We start from the raw sequence: 19,434 nt of genomic DNA on the forward strand, positions 1-19,434 counted from the left end.
GTTAGCAGAGCGGCTGGCAAGTAAGGAGGATTCATGGGATTACTTGATGCATTAATGGGCAACGCCAGTGAAGTCGATGTAGCTGAGGTGCAGGAAGAGCTACAACCAATACTCGGCAATGCTGAAAACGTTGTAAGTGCTTACAAACTGGTAAGAGACCTGATTGTCTTTACCAACCATCGTTTTATGTTCATTGACAAGCAGGGTATGACAGGTCGGAAAGTGGAATATCACTCCGTACCCTACAAAGCCATTACCCAGTTTAAAGTGGAAACGGCAGGCCACTTCGACATGGACGCAGAGCTGCGTATATTCATTTCAGGGCAGTCTGAAGCGTTGAAATTTGAACTGAAAAAAGACACCGCGATTGGTGTGCAGAAGTCACTTGCGAACGCGATGTTCGGTTAATATTCGGTTTCTACATCAAAAAGCCCACTTCATTTGAAGTGGGCTTTTTTGTCTGAGTATGTAGTGGGTTTAGAACACAACGGTGACGACCGCAGAGCAGGTCGACGTGCCTGATTCACACACCTGGTAGTCATAAACACCGCCGCCTTTTACATTTAAAGCATCAGTGTAAGTTGTGGTGCCACTGACTGTGGCAATGGTGCTGCCATTGCGGTAAATATCCATGGCTGCGCTGCTGTTTACCCAGCTTAAATCGACGCGTTGTGAGCCCTTCACTTTGTAGCCGTTAGCCGTCAGTGTAAGGTCGGTACCGGTATCACCACCACCGCCATTATCACCGCCACCACCGTTGCCACCAGCACAGCCATTCGCCGTTAGGTATGCATCGGCCGCGGCCGCCTGAACAATACCGTAACCGAAGTATACGTCCTTGCCAGCTGCACCAGCGTCCATCGCTGTGGCTTTTAATGCCTCACGAATCTCAGTACCTGTACAGGTCTCATGGTTTGACCATACCAGCGCAGCCACACCTGAAACGGCAGGGGTTGCCATGGACGTTCCGCTTAGGAAGCCATAATCGCTAGCGCCAACCGTAATGTCAGCTGAGGTAGCAGCAAGAATAGCTGAACGGTCTTCCAGTGCGGCACCGACCGCCGGAATTGAGGTTGCGTTGGTGTCACCTAACGTGCCGTAAAGTATACCGGCTTCGTTATTGATGATCACAGCGCCCACACCACCAGATGCCTCACAATTGGCAACTTTGTCCTGGAACGAAATAACACCGCGGTCAATAACGCACACTTTACCCGCGGCACCAGCATCAGTGCTTTCAGCCGTGCCCATAAAGAACGTGTTACCGCTTGCACTACCGGTGTTTTCCATTGCGCTGGAAGCGAAGCCTGCGCCATCCACGCTCAGACCAGACATGACGGCCGTTCCCGCAGGGACTGTTGAAAGTGTATCTACGCCACCCGCGGTAACCTCAACACAAATTGTTTCGTCGGTTGTCGTGCGCTTTCCTCGACCCGTTGTACAACTTGGGAATTGAGAAAAGTCAGCGATGGCGTTATTCGCATCATTGGCACCAATCATCATGACAGACGAGTAACCAGCGGGGTACATGCGTGACGAGTTACCATCGTTACCCGCTGCAGCAACCACTAAACCACCTGCGGCAGTGAAGTCTTTAAAGGCGTTTTCTTCAGTATTATTTGCCGCGCCTCCGCCTAAGCTCATATTGATAATATTGGCTCCAGCCTGACCACACAATTGTGCCGCCTGGGCCAGATCAGAGGAATAACCCCAACCTTCTGCGTTGAATACCTTGATAATATGCATGTCGACGCCCGGCGCCATACCCACTACGCCGTAGCTGTTGTCTGCAGCACCAATGGTGCCCGCTACATGAGTACCGTGCTCGCCACCTGCGTTAAACCAATTGCCTGTTCCCGGGTCGTTGTCGCCGGTAATATTTGCCCAGACAAAGTCGGGGTTTGTGCTGTCTAAACCCGAGTCGATCACGCACACTTTCATGCCAGCACTGGCGTTAAAGGCAACCTGATCCGCCTGAGCCTGATACACGGCATAAGGCGTTATTTGCGTTTGCATCGGGCTACCTGCGTCATCGTTAAACAACGCCATTGCGGAGCGCAACGCATCTTCTTCTACCAGTTTTACGTGAGGATTATTAAGCAGTCCTTTGACTTCATCCAGCGATTTACCGGTAAAGGTCGCAGCAATGAAGCCATCTGCGTCAACGTGAACCTGTCCGCCGAGTTGTTTGGTCAGCGCTTTAACAACGCCTTTTGACGGGTTGTCTACCTGAATGATGTATCTGTCGTTTGCTGCAACAGCTGAAGCACTCATGGCCATCAACACGGCTGCCATGGTCGGTCTTAGGGTAGTTTTTATCATTTTATACTTCTTCACTTGTGTATTTGATTTGATTGCCGAATTTAATTCGGTCTAATTGATATATGCATATGTTGGGGTAAACCCCTATTGAAGCTATGCAATAAAAATCAGATTGGCAATAAGAAGAAGTAAATAATAGGTATGGAATTACATTCGTTATTAGGGATCAAAAATAATTGCGTGACAGGAAGTCCCTGTCACGCAAAGCATTTTGTTAAAGCTTATTTCACGCCGAAGTGACGATCAAAAAAGTTAGTGATGGTGTGGTATAAGTGAATACCGGTTTGTTTTCCGCGGATACTGTGTTTTTTGCCCGGGTAATCCATGACTTCGAAAGGCTTACCCATATCCTGCAGGTGTTTGTACAGCTTGGTACTGTGCGTAAACAATACGTTGTCATCGGCCATTCCGTGATAAATCAGCAGTGGGCCTTTCAGATCCTGGGCGTAAGGGAATACCGATGAGGCGTCGTAGGCGTCGCTATCCGTATTCGGGTTACCCATGTAACGCTCAGTATAGTGGGTGTCATACAAACGCCAGGTCGTAACAGGTGCACCTGACACTCCGGCTTTGAAGTAATCTCCCGCTTTGAACATGCTCATCAGTGTCATGTAGCCACCGTAGCTGTGGCCGTAAACACCAATACGTTCTTTGTCTACGTAGGGCAGGGTATGCAAAAACTTCACGCCGGTAACCTGATCATCTACCTCAACGCTACCCATGGCTTTGTAGATTGGCTCTTCAAACGCTTTGCCGCGGTAGTTAGAGCCACGGTTATCAATACTGAATACCACATAGCCTTTGCTTACCCAATGTTGCATAAGCAAGCCGCGGTTGCCGCCCCACTGGTTGTTGACGACCTGGGCATGTGGACCACCGTACAGGTAAACAATAACAGGGTGCTTGCCTTCCAGCTTGGCTGGCTTGTATAAGCGGTAGTAAAGTTCGATGCCTTCATCGTTGGTGATGGTGCCGAATTCTGGCTTAATCCAATCTTTTACATAAGGTGTCAGCGGGTGGTTGGCATCCAGTTTATTTTCTTCCAGCCAGGTAATTTGCTTGCCCGATGCTTTGTGCAGGCTAACCTGGAAGGGCGTGTTGGCTGTAGATGACATATCAATGTAAATGGAAGCATCGCCGCTAAACGTGATGTGGTGATAGCCTTCACGTGCAGTCAGTTTGCTAACGTCTCCGCCTTTCAGATTGACGCTGTACAGGTGACTTTCAAGAGGCGTGTCCTTGCGGCCGGTAAAATACACTTTACCCGCTTTTTCGTCGACGGCTTCAAGCTGATCAACAACCCACTCACCTTTGGTCAACTGACGCACCAGTGTACCGTCGCTGTTAAACAGATAGAGGTGTTTAAAACCATCGCGCTCAGAGGCCCATATAAACTGTTTGCCCTGGTTTATAAAGGTAAAGTCGTCATGCAGATTCACCCAGGTGTTGGATGACTCGGTAAGTAACACTTCCTGCGAGTGAGTTTTCACATTAACGCTTCGCAGTTCCAGTGCTTGCTGTGTGCGGTTCTGCCATTGATAGGTAAAGTGTTTACTGTCTGGCATCCACTTGCCGCGCGCCAGATAAATGTCTTCGTCTTTACCTAAGTCAACCCAGTTACGTTGCTGGGTTTTCAGGTGCTGAATAGCCAGGCGGATTTTGACGTTGGGCGTACCAGCAGAGGGGTACTTTTGCTCAATCATCTTGATTTCATCGGCGTAGATTTCCGAACGGGTAATGATGTCTACCGGCGTTTCATCTACTTCCGTAAAGGCGATGTACTGCTCGTCAGGTGACCACCAGTAGCCGGTCATACGGCCCATTTCTTCCTGGGCTACAAATTCAGCCATACCGTACTTAAGATTGCCGCCACCGTTGGTGGTAATAGCGGTTTCTTCACCACTGGCAATATGTTTTACATACAGGTTCTGATCGCGAATAAAGGAGATGTAGTTTCCTTTCGGCGAGAGCTTGATGTCGGTCTCAAAGGCCTCGGTATTCAGCAGCTGTTTCGCACCTGGCTCGCCGAGTTTGTGGTAGAACACATCGCCGCCCATTGGGAACAGCAAAGCGGTGCCGTCGGCTGACCACTGATAACTAACGATCCCGGTGCCGGACAGTCGCATACGCTCACGGCGGGCTTTTTCTTCGTCTGACAGGGTTTCTTCTCCCGACGACAGTTCGTCAGAGTCGAATAGCAGGCGCGATTCGCCTGACGCAATGTTATATTCCCACAGGTCCAGGCGTTCGTAGTCAGACTGTTTGCCCTGCAGGTAGGTGACGCGTTTGCCGTCAGGGGCCACTTTCAGACTGCGTGGCGAACTACCAGCGAGCGATGGGGATTCATAAATACGTTCAATGGTTAACGTGTCAGCCGTTACCGTATGATTGAGCATAAGGGCTCCAAGTATTAAAGCTTTTTTCATGAATAGGCTACTATCTGTCGTTTGAAATGATCCCAAACAGGGGGATGGCTTCTAATTATAGGTACTTACAACGCGGAAGGATGACACACTTTGAGTTTGATAAAAAGCGCACTTATCTTAGGTGCCAGTGGGTTGGTGGGAAGGCAGTTGTTGCAGCAGCTACTCGATGACCCTCGCTATGCATCCGTTACCTGTCTGGTGCGACGACCGTTGGCAAAGCAACAATACCGTGATCCGCACAACAAGTTGCAACCTGTGGTGATCGACTTTGAAGATCCGGAGTCCTACCAGGGCTATTTTACCGTTGATCATGTGTATTGCTGTTTGGGGACAACGTTAAAGCGTGCTGGCAGCAAGCAGGCGTTCAGAAAGGTCGATTTTGAATATGTACACGTCGCTGCACAATTGGCCCGGGCCCAGCGTGCCAAAGGTTTCGTGTGGATTTCTGCGGTGGGCGCCAATGCCAAAAGTAAGCACTTTTACTTACGGGTGAAAGGCGAATTGGAAAACGCGATTCTGCGCATGCCCCAGTTAGCGCATGCTGCAGCAGTGAGACCCGGCGTATTGATTGGCGAACGAGAAGGGGACGAGCGTATGCTGGAACGCGTGACAGCGAATACCCTGACGTTACTTAAGCCAATAATGGTTGGCCCCCTTAAAAAATACCGTGCTGTGTATCCTGAGCAGGTGGCGCGGGAAATGATAAGACTACAGCCGTTTTCATAGCGTAAGAGGTGGATGTTTCGGTGACCAAACCGGCAGGATTTCAATGTAAGCAGTTTTTTGTTGCGCATGAACAGTGCGCGATGAAAGTCGGCACCGATAGCCTGATATTGGGCAGCATTGCCGAGCCAGTTCACGCCAGGCGTATTCTGGATATTGGCACAGGCAGTGGCTTACTGGCTCTGATGATGGCGCAAAAGTCCGATGCCAACTGCACAGTGGATGCGGTTGAACTTGATGAGCGGGCAGCATTACAAGCGGAGACTAACTTTGCCCAAAGTCCCTGGGCTGAGCGTTTATGTGTTAAGCGAGAGGATATTGCCCACTTCGAGCCTGACGCGCGTTATGATCTGATCATTTCAAACCCGCCCTATTTTGCCGGGACTGATGACAGAACCCGCGCATATGAAACCATGGACGAGCAGAGAAAACTCGCACGCCTCGAACATGGCTTGCGGATTGAGGATTTCTTCAGGCACTGCGCCAGGTTACTGGCTGGCGAGGGGAGTGTTTATTGCGTCTATCCTCATCAACGGCATAACGATGTGGTTAATGCCGCAAGTGATGCCGGGTTATTCGTTGATCAGCGCTGGGATGTTCACAATAAGGCAGACAGTTTGCCAAAGGTCAGTGTCTATCGATTGTCTGCCATGGCTTCTTTTACACAGATACACTCGCTAACGATAAGAAACGAAGACAACAGCTACACCGATGAGTTTAAGACTTTGTGTCAGGCGTTTTATCTGAATTTTTGACAGGCACAAAAAAAGCGCGATAAACGCGCTTTTTTCAAATAAATTCTGGTTTAAGACTTAACCAGTACAGATACCTTGTTGATACCCGCTTCTTTTGCCTGGTTCATTACCTCAACCACAACACCGTGTTCAGTGTTCTCGTGGGCCTGGATAGCCGCAGAATCAGTTGGGTTTTCAGCCAGGTAAGTCTGAATGTTTGCGATAACGCGACGGATGTCAACTTCGCGGCCATTCATGATAATTGTACCCATTTCGTCGATGCGAATAGACAGCGACTTAGAAGGATTGTTTGACTGATTTTTGTTCTCAGGACGATTTACATCTAACCCTTTCTCTTTAACGAAAGACGTGGTTACGATGAAGAAAATCAACATGATGAACACGATGTCCAACATGGGAGTCATGTCGACCTGTGCTTCATCATCACCGGATGTATGCTTTTTTCTTTTCATTTGGTTTTCTAATCTCTAACACTTGTGCGCCTAGTATACTGTTTGTAACAAAAAACTGTAGTGATTTGTACAAAGAAATTACCAAGGTGCGATGGATTTAATGCATTTGTCGATAACTTTCGTTAGAAAACGACACTATTTAGCAGACAGCGCCATACCAAGTTGGTAAAAGTAAACCCTGAAGGCATCGTTTAGCTGTGATCTCAAGGTACCATGAGGATAAATGCCAAGTCTAGCCTCAGCCGACATTTTTGTGCCCTGAACCAGGAAGACATTTTTGATGGTTTGGTCTTGAATACAGGCTTCAAATGCGCGTGCTGCAAGCTCTTGGGGAGTTGCAAAATAGAAGCATTTCAATGCTTTATCAGCTTCGACTGAACGCAATACATACTCGTTGGGTGAATGGCCGTCGGCCGACAGAAACAAGATCTGAAAACAGGCTGCAAGCTTGTGATTTAGCGGGTGATCCACCAGATCCGCGTCGTCCAGCCAGCCCTGAGAGGCAAACGCAGTGGGATGAGGTCTTACCAGAAATTTTTGGCTGATATAATGGTCAAACGCATGGAACCATTCATGGGCAAGGGCGCCGCCGCCCGCGTTTTTCGCCAGTGCCAGCTGACGTTTAGCCGGATGATAATGCGCGTTGGCGTTTTTTTGACCGCCGGTGCCAAAGGCCAGCGACAGCGATCCGTTCAATGACACCACCTGTTCGTTGATCTGTAAAATGTCGATCAGATCGTACAGTGCATCGAAAAACAGGTTGGCCGCGATCTGTTGTTCTTTTGCTGTCACCCAGCGACCAATAGTGATGGACTGGAAGCCAAACATCCGGCGGATGTCGTGAAAGCTGACATCCGCGCCATCCCGATGACTTTGGCCATTGCGATAATAGTGCTGGTGTAAACGTCCGGGTGGGGTGTTAGAGCTCACTGAGTTCAGTTACGAGTTGTTCACACCAACGTGCAATGCGTTCGTCGGTGAGTTGAAACTGGTTTTCGTCATCCAGTGACAGGCCCACGAATTTACTGTCGTTCTCGATAAGCGCTTTGGACTTAGCAAATTCGTATCCTTCATTCGCCGTGTAGCCAATGAACTGACAACCTGAAGGGGCAATCGCATCGTGTAGCATGCCAAGCGCGTCCTGGAACCAGTCGGCATAGCCGTACTGGTCACCCAAACCAAATAACGCAATGACTTTGCCACTTAGCGGGAGCTGATGTACCTCATCCCAACTGGATTCCCAGTCTTCCTGCAATTCGCCGAAATCCCAGGTGGAGATACCCAGAATTAAAATATCGTACTGGGCGGTTTGACTGAGTGACACATCCTTGATGTTGTGTAAATCCACAACCTGCTCATCAAACATGCTGTTTAACTGTGCCTGAATTTTTTCTGCGGCCATTTCGGTGTAGCAGGTGGTGGAACCGTAAAACAGGCCAATTTTCAGTGCGGGATCACTCATTGCGTTGCATTGCCTCGCTGGTTAGTTATCGACATCGGATTCAGGCGGGAATTCTACCGTTTCTCCGTCACTACACAATGCTAAACAACGTACTTCCTCGCAATCTGGATCGATCAATAGCTGTCCAATGGCAGCACGATTCAGTAGCGCTTGGTTTGGCGCGCAGTCTGGGTGGCGGTCGTGGACCGACATATTGCGCCGACGGGTGAAGATATTCAGCGGTGAACGGGCACTGTAAAACCATTGGTTCAGCGTGTCCAGACAGCGGATAAGCGTATTCGGAAAGGTATTTTTAATGCCGCTGCAGGTGAACTGTGTGATTTTGGGGCTGTTACGGCGAAACCGCAGTCGCACGTCGTACACAAACGAATAGTGCACATCACCAGACAAAATTATAAAGTGCGGCGGTGTTTTGTAGTGTCGGAAGATATTCAGGATCACGCTGGCGGTGCCCTTATGCGCCATCCAGTTTTCGGCATCTACGGTTAACGCTTTGCCGGCCAGGGTAAACAGCTTCTGAATAACCTCGATAAACTTAACCCCATATATGGGTGCGGCTGACACCACAATCACGGCGTCTTTACCGAACGTTTGTTGCTGAAATTCACACAGGGCTTCCCAGTCCATCAAGCCCGAGGGTTTGTTCAGGCTGGATTCACTGCGCCAGCGACGGGTACGGGTATCCAAAACCTGCACGGGCGGCTGGGTGTCTAAGCCGTAATGCCATTCTTCCCAGTCAAATAACGCATCGATGAAGTCTTCATGCTTTGTTAGTCCGTCGGGAGTAAAACTCTCTGAGGCCAACTGGTATATTGACTCAAACTTCTCCGGTGAATTGCCCCAACCCTGACACAACCAATAACCCGCGAGCGCGTTACCTACCATTCGGCGCGACAACGGATGTCCGTATACTTCCTGCTCCCAGCCCCGGGTCAGGTTCCAGTCATCGGTCACATCGTGGTCGTCGAAAATCATGTAGTTTGGAATATGCGCGAATGCGCGGCGAACCTGGGTTAACTGGCTGGCAAAGGCTTCTATTGTGCCAAGTTCTTGTTCAAACTTACTGCGAAATGCAGGAGGCACTTCTTCTGCGTTAAACGCAATTTCTTCCCAAGGTGAATCGGACCACACTAACAGGTACATGGCCAATACTTCCGCCAGACCAATCAGGTGGTTCTGGGCGTTTACCGAGGTAAATACCGGTTTCTTTTTCGCGCCAAAAAAGAGCTTGGAGAGTGCGGTATTCGTAGCAACCTGCGGCAGTATTTGTTGCCGGTGATAATAGCAATAGGGGTGCCCAATCAAGTCTTCGGTATTGGGGATGACAGCTTGCTCTAGATTTTCGTGAAACAAACCGTAGTTGCTAACCGTTTGCAACACCGCTTGCAGCATGGGACCGGCCACGTCGTCGGCGTATATCTGGTCGCCGGTCATGATTATCATGTCGGGGCGTTTTTGTTCGCCCGCTAATTCCTGAGCTATGAGTCCATCCACTCGAAGCAAACTGTCATTGTCCTGATGATGCGGTTTGCGACAGGAGCCATGGAGCACATTCGACAGCGTTTCCGGCACCCAAAAGTTGAGTGCACTTTGTCCGGGATACAGTAAAGTCGACAGCGTGCGTTGCCAGTCTGTCTGCTGTTCAGCTGCGGCAAACTGGAGTTCATATTCAACACGCTGTGCGGTATCCAGCGGTTGTTCTGGCAGAAATGTCAGCAGGTTGACGAAGGCGTGTTCACCAACCTGAATATGTTCATGTGTTGTATTTCCGGCACAGGATTGTTGGCCGACTTTCACCGTGATGTCAGGGGCTACCGACTCTGAGGTAACCAGCCAAATCGTAAAGGCCTCACGGGTGGTGTGTCTGATCATCGGACCGGCAATGACCAACGGACGAGAAACAGAAATAACCAACACTCCTTAGAATGAAAACATGAATATAACTAATTGCGACGGCGACATACGTGCTACGGAAAGTATACGGGCTCTGCTGAGTGTGGTCACGTACGTTTGACTTGCTGTACGTTAGGTTCAACAGCCTTGACCCACCGCTTTCCATCGGCGAGGATACTGCCATTATCAACCCTATGATTGGGAAAGAAAAGATGAAATCTACATGGTTGTTGGCGGGTGTAGCACTCAGTGTGCTGGTGGCCTGCAGTGAAGCGCCGGTCGAAGCGCCAACTGAAGCCTCAATGCCAGAGGCGCCGAAGGCGGATCCTGTATTAGCCGGTAAATGGATTATGGAAGCCGACGGCGGCGTGATGCTAGACCCCCAAACGTCAGGGTTAACGCATCGTAACGGAAAGCTTTACAGTATTTCCGACGGCAGTGCGCTTAAGTCTCAACGCCTGCAAATTCACGAAATTGACCCTGCGAGTGCCACGTTATCACCAAAGGTTGATGCTATGTCGATGGCGGGCCGCGTGCGTCGCAGTTGTTTTGCTCAGTACTTGTCAGACGAACCGGACCTCGAAGCACTGGTCGCAGACCCGAATGACGACAATGTGTTTTACACCGTAACGGAAGATGCCACCCGCACAGGCGCGCTGTCCGATAACTGCCAGAAGCGCTTTGAAAATACCGGCTCGACCGACTATCCCACGCTGTTGGTCAGAGTGGAGGCGACTAGCGAGGGCCGCTACCGCATGACCCATGTCCGTCCGCTGCAATTCCCGCTTGAGTTTGCCGTTGGGGACTTTCCGAATGACGGCATCGAAGGCATGGCATTGAGTCAGGATGGCACCTTGTATCTGGGCCTGGAACGCGACAATGCCGGCAATCCGCGGATATTTACCGTGCAGTTAAATGATGAGTTCTGGCAACAAACTGATTTTGCGGTAGTGGCAGACCCAGCGCTGGCGGTTCCTACCTTTGACAGCGGCAGACATCCCATTAACGGACTCGAGTACTATTCGCCCGCCGAAGGAAAAGGCTTCTTGCTAGCAGCGGCGAGAAACGACAACGAACTCTGGGTTATTGACACGACTGGCGCATTGCCGACGAAGAAGATCAGCCTGCAATTCAGTGCGCCTTCTGGTGATCCGGTAAACTGTGCAGAGCAGGAAATCATGGACAACGCGTCTATTGAAGGACTGGCAGTGATTGGTGATACGCTGTGGCTGGTGAATGACCCATGGAAAGTTAATTACATGAAAAACCTGCAATGTGAAGCTAACCGCGCGCGTTACGAGGGCATGGCACCGTTGCTGTTTAATATGCCCATCGACGACGCCTGGTTTAAGTAGGGGGGACCTGATTTAGCCAGGTTTGAATAGTAAGCGCAGGAGGCATCTTGCCAACCTGCGTTGCCTGCTTATACTGCAATTTTTCGCGTCGAACCTGACACTGAGACCGATGCGCCGGGTTCGTCTGTCAGGGCCACTGTAATGACAGACGGTGCGCCCATGTCTTCACCCTGATACAGCGTAATCTTGCCGCCATGTGGCCATTGCTTATCGCGAAGGTAGCCTGCGAAGGCTGCTGATGCTGCGCCTGTGGCAGGGTCTTCAAGTACACCACCCGATGCAAACGCATTACGGGAATGAAACGTCTGCGCATCTTCGATGTACACCAGCATAATAGTCACCAGGCCGTGGCGATTCATGAGTTCGCGACCGGCGTCCAGATCGTAATGCATGGCAGACAAGGTATCGCGTCGTTGCAGGGGTAATACGATGTGATCGGCACCGCCGTGAATTTTTGCTGGTGGCAGCTGTTCATCCAAATCTGTGACTTGCAGGCCTAGCAACGCCAACGTCTCGCTGAGTTCTTTTTCAGACAGCGCTCTACTGTAGGTTTGCGGCGATGTGAGTTCGGCCGCAATACCTGCTTCGGTTTGCGATGCGGTGACTTCAATATCCGCCTGATTAATTTTCAGCGAATAGGTACTTAAGCCATAGGTTTCACCCAGTACCGAGCCCAGTGCAACCGTGGCGTGGCCGCAAAACGGCACTTCGGATTCGGGTGAAAAATAGCGTACCCGCCAGTGTTTTCGGTCGGCCGACAAAGGGTATGCAAAGGCGGTTTCCGAATACCCTACTTCTGCTGCAATGCGCGCCATATCCTTGTCACTCAGAGGCTCAGTCAGCAATGCTACGCCAGCGGGGTTACCACCTTGTTCACCGCGGCTAAACGCGGCTACACGTTGTAAATTCATATGTTATGTCTCCAAAAAAATAACAAGCCGTCATGACGTTATGCAAAGGGTTGAGTGAATATTCGTTACATAGTGTAGCAAGGCGAATGCGCTGGATTCACTGTGATTTTGCGGGCTAATCCACTATATTGCTTTTGATATAGCAGTAAATTAGTACTTTTACTTTTCATGCTCAACAAGGTCAGGAGCACGATGACATGAAGACAATCGATCACCTCGATCGCGCTATTCTTGAGCACTTAAATTTGGATGCGAGACAGAGCTTCGCCGATATTGGAAAGCAGGTGGGTATATCCGGCCCGGCAGTAGGTGAACGTGTGCGACGTTTAAAAGACAATGGTGTTATCGACGGATTTGGCGTCGGAATCAATTTGCGTGCGTTGGGTTATACCTTGCAGGCGCTGGTGCGAATTAAGCCCCGCAGTGGCGAACTTCACAAAGTCGAAAAGCTGATAGCACAGCAACCGCGGTTTATGAGCTGTGAGCGGGTAACCGGGGATGATTGCTTTGTGGCAAAGCTGGCCCTCACCGATGTGGCAGAGTTAGATGACGTGCTGCTACCGCTGCACGATTGTGCAGAAACCCATACCTCGATTATTAAATCTCACGTTATAGAGCCGCGGTTACCACCGCTTATTCCAGATTAAATCAACAACAACAGGATAAGGAACGCCAATGAAATTATTACTCCGGACTTTGCTATTCATGACCTTGTTACCGCTAGAGTTCGCGCTGGCTGATGATGAAGCATCGGGTAACGTCATTACCTACCCATCTCGTTGCGGTATTCCTGAGCGTACAAAAGAAGAAAATCTGGCTAGCTCGGTTGAGAAGCGTCTGGTCTCCACCGGTGCACCCCGTTATCCCGCTAAAGCAGCACGAGACGGTATTGAAGGGTATGCCGTGCTTGAATATGACCTGTCCGCCGAAGGTAAACCCGTCAACATCAATGTGATTGAAGTCTCGCCATCGGATATTTTTGTGGTCACGTCGGTACAGGCGCTATCAAAGTGGCAATATACGCCCGGAAAAAGTACCTGCCATGTAGTCAGATTGGATTATCAGTTCGAGTAACGCGTAGTTGCCCCCGGTATGTCGGGGGCTAATTATTTTTAACGCAGACGCTGAGCAAAGGTCTTTTTAAACTTCGCCAGTTTCGGTGCCACCACCATGGCACAATACTGGTTTTGCGGGTTGTTTTTAAAGTAAGACTGATGATAGTCCTCTGCCGCAAAGTAATTGTTCAGCGGGGTTACTTCAGTGACTACCGGGTTTGGCCAAATCTGTTCTTCGGTTATTTCTGCAATGATTTTTTCGGCTTCAGCTTTCTGTTCTTCGTCGTGATAGAAGATTGCGCTGCGGTATTGGGTGCCTACATCGTTACCCTGACGGTTTAATTGCGTTGGGTCGTGTAGCGCGAAAAAGATTTCCAGAATCTCGCGGTAGCTGATTTGATCGGGATAATAGGTAAGCCTGACCACTTCTGCGTGGCCCGTATCACCCTTACAAACCTGTTCGTAAGTGGGTGAATCGACCTCGCCTCCGGCATAACCAGACGTAGCCAGTTCAATACCTTGTACCTGATTGAATGCGGATTCGATACACCAAAAACACCCTCCGGCCAGGGTGGCTGACGCCGTGTTAGACATAATATTGCTCCAAAAGTGCTAATGCTTGCAGTGTGGTGGCGAAAAGTGGTTTCTTCAAGTCATCCAACCCACAAATTCCACCGTAATAGTAGTATGAATACGACACACACGCCCAAATTGACCGTTTTTTATGACGGCGCCTGTCCGCTTTGCCTGTTTGAAATGCGCCATCTGATGCGTTTGAACACCGCAGGTAAGCTGGCCTTTGAAGACATTACTGCAGCAGATTTCAGTTCGCGCTATCCAACGCTTGACTGGCATGCGCTGAATAACCGCATTCACGCCATGTGCGATGATGGCAGCATGATTGATGGCCTTGATGTCACTTACCAGGCCTGGAAGCTGGTGGGAAAAGGCTGGTTGTATGCACCTACACGCTGGCCGCTGTTGAAGCCCATTGCCGACTGGTGCTACACGCGGTTTGCCCGGCATCGCTATAAAGTGTCGTATTGGCTAACCGGGCAAAAGCGCTGCGAACAATGTGAGCTGAAAAAACGATGAATATATTGGTGGTTGGCGCAAATGGCGCAATTGGTCAGGCTGTGGTTGAGGCATTTTGCGAACAATACAGCAGTTCAGTGGTGTATGCCGTATCTCGAAGTCACTACACAGGAGCCAAGCGAAAACAAGTTGTGCCTGTGCAGCTGGACACAGTAAATGAAACCGCAATTACTAACTGGTTATCTGCCTGCAAGGCTAAGGGTACGGCTTTTACCCACGCAGTCATTGCTACCGGCGTGCTGCACGATGACAACGTTACGCCGGAAAAACGCCTGGAAGATGTATCTGCCGAGGCCATGCAGCATTACTTCCAGGTGAACACTATCGGTCCCTCGCTTTGGGTTAAATTGCTGGTAGGGCACTTGGCACAAGGTGGTTCAACCGTAAGTGTACTGAGCGCCAGGGTGGGCAGCATCAGCGATAACCGCTTAGGCGGGTGGTATGGCTACCGTGCCTCCAAGGCCGCTTTAAATATGTTTGTAAAGACCGCGAGCGTTGAATATGCTCGCAGAGCAAAGCATACAAGCTTGATTTGCTATCATCCCGGAACAGTAGACTCGTCGTTGTCGAAACCATTTCAGCGCAATGTGAAACCGGAAAAACTGTTCACGCCTGCTTACACTGCAGCCCAATTGCTGGCGGTAATCGATCAGGCAAACACCTCTGAAAGCCCTTATTTTATTGACTGGGCAGGAAAATCCATACCCTGGTAATAAAAATCGCGTCGGGCAGCAAGCCTGACGCGCCTAAATTCAAGACATTTGGCAAAGGTATTGATACCATGGCGAATTCGGATCCAGGGGCCAGGTAAGCTAACGACAAGAAAAAAGCTACCAATCACGGTTTCCCCGATATTAAAAAAAATAAGAATCACTATGAGGAAATGGGTATGAGCGGGGCCAGAGAACAGTTCGGATCGCGCATCGGATTTATTTTGGCTGCAGCAGGGTCTGCAGTAGGTATTGGTAACCTGGTTGGGTTTCCAGTGGGCGCAGCAAAAAATGGTGGCGGCGCTTTCTTGTTAATGTACGCTATTTTTGTGGCCGCAATATGTTTGCCCGTGATGATGGCGGAAATGTCAGTCGGTCGTTACGCTAAGAAAGACCCGTTGGGTGCTTACGCAAAGCTGACAGACAACGCCCCGCAATGGAAACTGGCAGGTTGGTTGTCCATTATTACCCCGTTTATGATCGCGGTGTTTTACCTGGTAATCACGGTATGGATTTTTGGATACCTGTTTGAAGCTGTGACCGGAAACCTTGAACTACTGGCCAATCCAGACACCTTTGGCACCTTTATAAACTCCCCCACATTATTTATCTACATGGCGGTTGTACTGGGTATCGTGTACCTGATTTTGCAAGGCGGGGTAAAGCAAGGTATCGAAAAAGCCGCGAAGCTGCTGATGCCCGCACTCTTTGTGATGCTGGTGCTGCTGGTGATTTTTGTTCTGACTCAGGACAATGCCATGGCCGGTGTAAGTTTCTATCTAGTACCGGACTTCAGTAAAATTAACGCCTCGGTAATTAACGGTGCATTGTCTCAGGCATTCTTCTCGTTGAGTCTGGGTATGGGCATAATGATCACCTATGGCAGTTATATCGACCAGCAGTCAGACGTACCGCAGTCAGCTAAGCTGGTAGCGTTAACCGATACTGCTGTGGCGTTTACAGCGGGTTTGATGATTCTGCCTGCGATCTTCTCATTCAACCCGAACACGAATCCTGCAGAATTAAGTGAGTCTTCTATTGGCATGATATTCACTTTCCTGCCGAAGATTTTCCTGGCACTGCAAACCAGTATTGGTTTCTTTGGTGCGTCGCTGGTGGCCAGTATATTCTTCCTGTTGGTGTTCTTTGCGGCCATTACGTCTCTGGTGTCTATTTTTGAAGTACCGGTTGCCGCGTTAATGGACGAGAAAGATTACAGCCGCCCACGTGCCCTGGTTATTCTGGGTATTTTGTTGGTGGTCTTTTCAGTGTTCTGTGCACTCTCGTTTGGTTTTGTGACTTTCTTTACGGAATTCACCAGCTATGCGGGCGCGCCTAAATCGTTCTTCGATATCGTGTACGATGTGTTTTACGACACAATTCTGCCACTGAACGGACTGCTGATTTGTTTATTTGTTAGCTACCGTTGGAAGCGCCACAACCTGCACAAAGCGCTGGAAACAGGCTCACCCAACTACAAGGGCAGCTGGTTTGAACGCTATGTGGATATTTCAGTTGGTACCTTTATTCCGCTTATTCTGGCGTTGATTTTCATTAACACCGTCGCGGTGAAGTACTTCGGCATCACCCTATTCGGCTGAAGCCGGATATAGAATGAAGAGGGCAGGGGCAGTCCTTGCCCTTGTCAGTCTCTACATATCCCAGGGACTGGGGTAACTCAAACGAAGCGATAGTTCAGCCAGTGTTGCGCTGGCATCTATGTGCTTTCCCTCGCCAGCGTTATGCTCATTCGGCTGTTCTGAAAAATGAATAGGCGCTAACTCCCTGCGTTTTGCCATTTCAGGGTAATACAGGCCTCGTTTGGGATGGTCGTTGCTGCATAAGTGTAAAATGCGCTTATTCGGCTGTTGCTTAATCAACGCTTCAATAGTGCGCAACACATCTTCTATGTGAACCAGATTAACGACCTGATCTGCGCCACTCAGCGTTCGTCCTGCTAGTGTATTTACCGGATGCCTGTCAGGGCCAACTAATCCCGCCAGACGCAATACGTAGCTGTTGTGTGGTGCGGTATCCAGCAAGTGCTGTTCTATGCCCACATGGGCTTTTCCCGAGGCCGTGACGGGGGCTACCGGGGAAGACTCAGTAATCACCCCTTCACTGTCGCCATATACCGATGTGGTACTGATGAACACCACTAATGCTGGCGTGGCCCGGGTAAATAACGCGGTGATCAATTCATACATGGAGTGGGTGAAATCGGTGAGATCCGGGTTGCGTCTGCCCGGTGGAATATTAAGGATAACCACACTGTTGTTTGCCGCTTCAATGAGTGCATCCAGTGGTTGTCCCAAGCCGAACAATAAAGGTTGGATACCCTGACTGGCCAGTTGCTGAGCTTTGGATTCGCTACGTGTGGTGCCGGTTATGGCAAAGTCTGATTTGAAGCGTTCAGCGACATAACCGCCAAGCCAGCCACAACCGCACAGTAAGAGCTTGTTTTGCATGATAGCGCTCGTAAAAAGAAGAGGATTCTGTGTTTACGAGTCTATCATGCATTTGGGTTTACAAGGGGGCGATTACTTTTGCATGCTGTAGTCGCTGTTGATTTCCAGCAAGTCTAAACCGCCCAGACCAGAGATATGTTTCTGCATACGGGTTTCTGCATAGTCAGCTTTAGCCAGCACTGAACAAAGCTCGTCGGCCTTGTGCTCAAGGGCTTCAGCCTTATCACCGACGCGCTGTTCAATGGTCGCGCCGAAGTTGTCCATACGCGTAGCGAAATCTTCCATATCGCCGTCTTCGAACAACATTTGACGGCCAATGGCCATTAACATGTGACCCATGGATTTTTCGACCAGGCTTTCAACACGAGACTCAAACTCTTCTTCCCAGGCATCGTCTATCCAGTTATTGCCGTTCAGACCTTCAGAATGAAACTGGTAGCTGCCATCAGCAGCGTAAAACCGGGTATCCAGTTCAGCTTTCAGATCGGTAAAGAAGACATCAAACTCCTGAACCATTTCATTGTCGGTCCCCAGCATTTCAGAAAACACTTCGGTGACCGCATAGCTGGCAACGTGCAGGCCTTCAGTAGCGATTTGTACGGTCATTGGGATAGCGGTTTCAATGTTGGTGTAGTAGTCACTTACCCAGCGTTGTTCTTCGTCAGACAAGTCGACTTTGTCGCCATCGATAAATAATTCATGCGCTGGAGTAATGAGCACGGTATCGCCATCCTGCGTAGTAACCGTCAGATCGCCATGCTGGTAGCTAATGGAACCGTGAAGCTGGGTATTACACTGGTTATCCACTTCAACGTGGGCAACGGCAGGCAGCGCACACAGGCTTGCGGCAAACAGAGTAGAAAGTGCGAGTGTTTTCATTTGGATCCTCTTCGTGCAATGAATAGCTGAGCTGTTTTAGTCAACAGGCTTTATACATTTGTTACCGCTATTGCAGCACTTGGGCCAACTTTTAAATGTTATATTTATCAGTGGGTTGGGAGTTGTTGATGTGTTCCTGTTACGTGTCGCTCACTAGGATTATGCTGTATTGACTAATAGTTGGTGTTTTTGACCATAATCAATATTCAGTGGATTATTGAGATTCTGCATGTTCATTTTTCTTTGGTTAGTGCATAATACGCGCAGATTTTGGTTAAGGTACATAAGATTATGAGTGAATGGATTGATGCAATTTTATTTGGTGTTGCGTTAGTAGCTTTTACTTTGGGTTTAAGCAGCATCGTAATGGGCTTCATGAGCAGCAAAGAAGGCAGTGAAGCGTTGCACGAGAGAATCGAAATGGGCTACCTGGGTGTATCTGGCCTGGTAGTGTGTTTGGTGCTGGGTTACCTCATCGTATAGCCACGCAAACCAAACAAAAAAGCGCGATATTTCAAGTATCGCGCTTTTTTTATGCCTGTCGTCCAGCCGTAGCTGTCATTAATCGCCTTGGCGTCCAGCCTGCGTTAATGCCGGAGTGGAATAGAGTTACCTACTAAGTAATACAGCATCATTCTGTTCAATACGGCGTTGAGCGAATTGCGGAAATTGTTAGTTAGTCGGTCTTTGACTGTCAGCTTAAGACAAACAGCAGACGTTCAGGGCTCTCTGCTCTTGATTCCGATATTTACCATAAGCGGAAGTTAATATGCTTTATTCTGACTGACTCTTCAGTGGCATAAAGCAGTTATTCAGACCACAATAGTCCACAGGATGCGCCTCCAAAAGCCGAATGTTGAATATTACAATTGATAACCAACCCTACAACTCCAAATTTTTATTACAAAGCGATTTACGAGCCACCTCC

At 49.4% G+C, this 19,434-nt stretch carries 20 protein-coding genes; 10 read left to right on the forward strand and 10 right to left on the reverse strand.

What is annotated here, in order from left to right:
- The first annotated feature begins 33 nt into the window (after nt 1-33).
- Nucleotides 34-408, forward strand: a complete 375-nt coding sequence (locus BUB81_RS20195) for a PH domain-containing protein (protein ID WP_073325175.1) — start codon at nt 34-36, stop codon at nt 406-408.
- A 69-nt stretch (nt 409-477) separates the two neighbouring features.
- Here the strand turns inward: BUB81_RS20195 and BUB81_RS20200 are convergent, their stop codons facing one another.
- Together BUB81_RS20200 and BUB81_RS20205 are read right to left on the reverse strand one after the other, a co-directional pair.
- A complete protein-coding gene (locus BUB81_RS20200) occupies nt 478-2,322 on the reverse strand; it encodes a S8 family serine peptidase (RefSeq protein WP_073325176.1) in 1,845 nt (614 codons plus the stop codon).
- A 221-nt stretch (nt 2,323-2,543) separates the two neighbouring features.
- On the reverse strand, nt 2,544-4,748 hold the full coding sequence (locus BUB81_RS20205; RefSeq protein WP_073325177.1) for a S9 family peptidase: 2,205 nt from the start codon (nt 4,746-4,748) through the stop codon (nt 2,544-2,546).
- A gap of 99 nt (nt 4,749-4,847) precedes the next feature.
- Between BUB81_RS20205 and BUB81_RS20210 the strand changes: the two genes are divergently transcribed.
- Nucleotides 4,848-5,474, forward strand: coding sequence for an NAD(P)H-binding protein (locus BUB81_RS20210; protein ID WP_073325248.1), 627 nt, complete (start codon nt 4,848-4,850; stop codon nt 5,472-5,474).
- A 20-nt stretch (nt 5,475-5,494) separates the two neighbouring features.
- Nucleotides 5,495-6,226, forward strand: coding sequence for a tRNA1(Val) (adenine(37)-N6)-methyltransferase (locus BUB81_RS20215; protein WP_084526766.1), 732 nt, complete (start codon nt 5,495-5,497; stop codon nt 6,224-6,226).
- A 50-nt stretch (nt 6,227-6,276) separates the two neighbouring features.
- Here the strand turns inward: BUB81_RS20215 and BUB81_RS20220 are convergent, their stop codons facing one another.
- From BUB81_RS20220 to BUB81_RS20235, 4 genes are all read right to left on the reverse strand, one after another.
- Nucleotides 6,277-6,678, reverse strand: a complete 402-nt coding sequence (locus BUB81_RS20220) for an ExbD/TolR family protein (RefSeq protein WP_073325179.1) — start codon at nt 6,676-6,678, stop codon at nt 6,277-6,279.
- Nucleotides 6,679-6,813: 135 nt separating this feature from the next.
- On the reverse strand, nt 6,814-7,608 hold the full coding sequence (locus tag BUB81_RS20225) for a CLCA_X family protein (protein ID WP_073325180.1): 795 nt from the start codon (nt 7,606-7,608) through the stop codon (nt 6,814-6,816).
- A complete protein-coding gene (fldB, locus tag BUB81_RS20230; protein ID WP_073325181.1) occupies nt 7,598-8,140 on the reverse strand; it encodes a flavodoxin FldB in 543 nt (180 codons plus the stop codon). The genes BUB81_RS20225 and fldB overlap by 11 nt, the downstream gene beginning before the upstream one ends.
- Before the next feature lie 21 nt (nt 8,141-8,161).
- Nucleotides 8,162-10,012 (reverse strand): metallophosphoesterase family protein, encoded by a 1,851-nt coding sequence (locus BUB81_RS20235; protein WP_073325249.1) that lies wholly within the window; start codon nt 10,010-10,012, stop codon nt 8,162-8,164.
- A gap of 233 nt (nt 10,013-10,245) precedes the next feature.
- On the opposite strand from BUB81_RS20235, the gene BUB81_RS20240 reads away from it, so the two are divergent.
- Nucleotides 10,246-11,388, forward strand: coding sequence for an esterase-like activity of phytase family protein (locus BUB81_RS20240; RefSeq protein ID WP_073325250.1), 1,143 nt, complete (start codon nt 10,246-10,248; stop codon nt 11,386-11,388).
- A 68-nt stretch (nt 11,389-11,456) separates the two neighbouring features.
- Here the strand turns inward: BUB81_RS20240 and BUB81_RS20245 are convergent, their stop codons facing one another.
- Nucleotides 11,457-12,299, reverse strand: coding sequence for a PhzF family phenazine biosynthesis protein (locus BUB81_RS20245; RefSeq protein ID WP_073325182.1), 843 nt, complete (start codon nt 12,297-12,299; stop codon nt 11,457-11,459).
- A 197-nt stretch (nt 12,300-12,496) separates the two neighbouring features.
- On the opposite strand from BUB81_RS20245, the gene BUB81_RS20250 reads away from it, so the two are divergent.
- Both BUB81_RS20250 and BUB81_RS20255 read left to right on the forward strand, forming a co-directional pair.
- Nucleotides 12,497-12,946 (forward strand): Lrp/AsnC family transcriptional regulator, encoded by a 450-nt coding sequence (locus BUB81_RS20250; RefSeq protein ID WP_073325183.1) that lies wholly within the window; start codon nt 12,497-12,499, stop codon nt 12,944-12,946.
- Between the two features lie 28 nt (nt 12,947-12,974).
- Nucleotides 12,975-13,373: an energy transducer TonB gene (locus BUB81_RS20255; RefSeq protein ID WP_073325184.1), complete on the forward strand. Its 399-nt coding sequence runs from the start codon at nt 12,975-12,977 to the stop codon at nt 13,371-13,373.
- Between the two features lie 38 nt (nt 13,374-13,411).
- Here the strand turns inward: BUB81_RS20255 and msrA are convergent, their stop codons facing one another.
- The gene (gene msrA / locus BUB81_RS20260) at nt 13,412-13,948 is read right to left on the reverse strand and encodes a peptide-methionine (S)-S-oxide reductase MsrA (protein ID WP_073325185.1); all 537 of its coding nucleotides are present in this window, start codon (nt 13,946-13,948) and stop codon (nt 13,412-13,414) included.
- Nucleotides 13,949-14,041: 93 nt separating this feature from the next.
- Here msrA and BUB81_RS20265 point away from each other — a divergent pair, with 93 nt between their 5' ends.
- From BUB81_RS20265 to BUB81_RS20275, 3 genes are all read left to right on the forward strand, one after another.
- Nucleotides 14,042-14,449 (forward strand): thiol-disulfide oxidoreductase DCC family protein, encoded by a 408-nt coding sequence (locus BUB81_RS20265; RefSeq protein ID WP_073325186.1) that lies wholly within the window; start codon nt 14,042-14,044, stop codon nt 14,447-14,449.
- On the forward strand, nt 14,446-15,162 hold the full coding sequence (locus tag BUB81_RS20270; RefSeq protein ID WP_073325187.1) for an SDR family NAD(P)-dependent oxidoreductase: 717 nt from the start codon (nt 14,446-14,448) through the stop codon (nt 15,160-15,162). Before BUB81_RS20265 ends, BUB81_RS20270 begins: the two co-directional genes overlap by 4 nt.
- 176 nt (nt 15,163-15,338) lie before the next feature.
- Nucleotides 15,339-16,760, forward strand: a complete 1,422-nt coding sequence (locus BUB81_RS20275) for a sodium-dependent transporter (RefSeq protein WP_073325188.1) — start codon at nt 15,339-15,341, stop codon at nt 16,758-16,760.
- 51 nt (nt 16,761-16,811) lie between these two features.
- Here BUB81_RS20275 and BUB81_RS20280 read toward each other — a convergent pair whose 3' ends face one another.
- Both BUB81_RS20280 and BUB81_RS20285 read right to left on the reverse strand, forming a co-directional pair.
- Nucleotides 16,812-17,627, reverse strand: coding sequence for an NAD-dependent epimerase/dehydratase family protein (locus BUB81_RS20280; RefSeq protein ID WP_073325189.1), 816 nt, complete (start codon nt 17,625-17,627; stop codon nt 16,812-16,814).
- A 72-nt stretch (nt 17,628-17,699) separates the two neighbouring features.
- Nucleotides 17,700-18,506 (reverse strand): DUF2884 family protein, encoded by an 807-nt coding sequence (locus BUB81_RS20285; protein ID WP_073325190.1) that lies wholly within the window; start codon nt 18,504-18,506, stop codon nt 17,700-17,702.
- Nucleotides 18,507-18,797: 291 nt separating this feature from the next.
- Between BUB81_RS20285 and BUB81_RS20290 the strand changes: the two genes are divergently transcribed.
- Nucleotides 18,798-18,989, forward strand: coding sequence for a hypothetical protein (locus BUB81_RS20290; protein ID WP_073325191.1), 192 nt, complete (start codon nt 18,798-18,800; stop codon nt 18,987-18,989).
- The last annotated feature ends 445 nt before the right edge of the window (nt 18,990-19,434 follow it).

Origin of the sequence: Marisediminitalea aggregata (genome assembly GCF_900129565.1) — a bacterium.
Lineage (GTDB): Bacteria > Pseudomonadota > Gammaproteobacteria > Enterobacterales > Alteromonadaceae > Alteromonas > Alteromonas aggregata.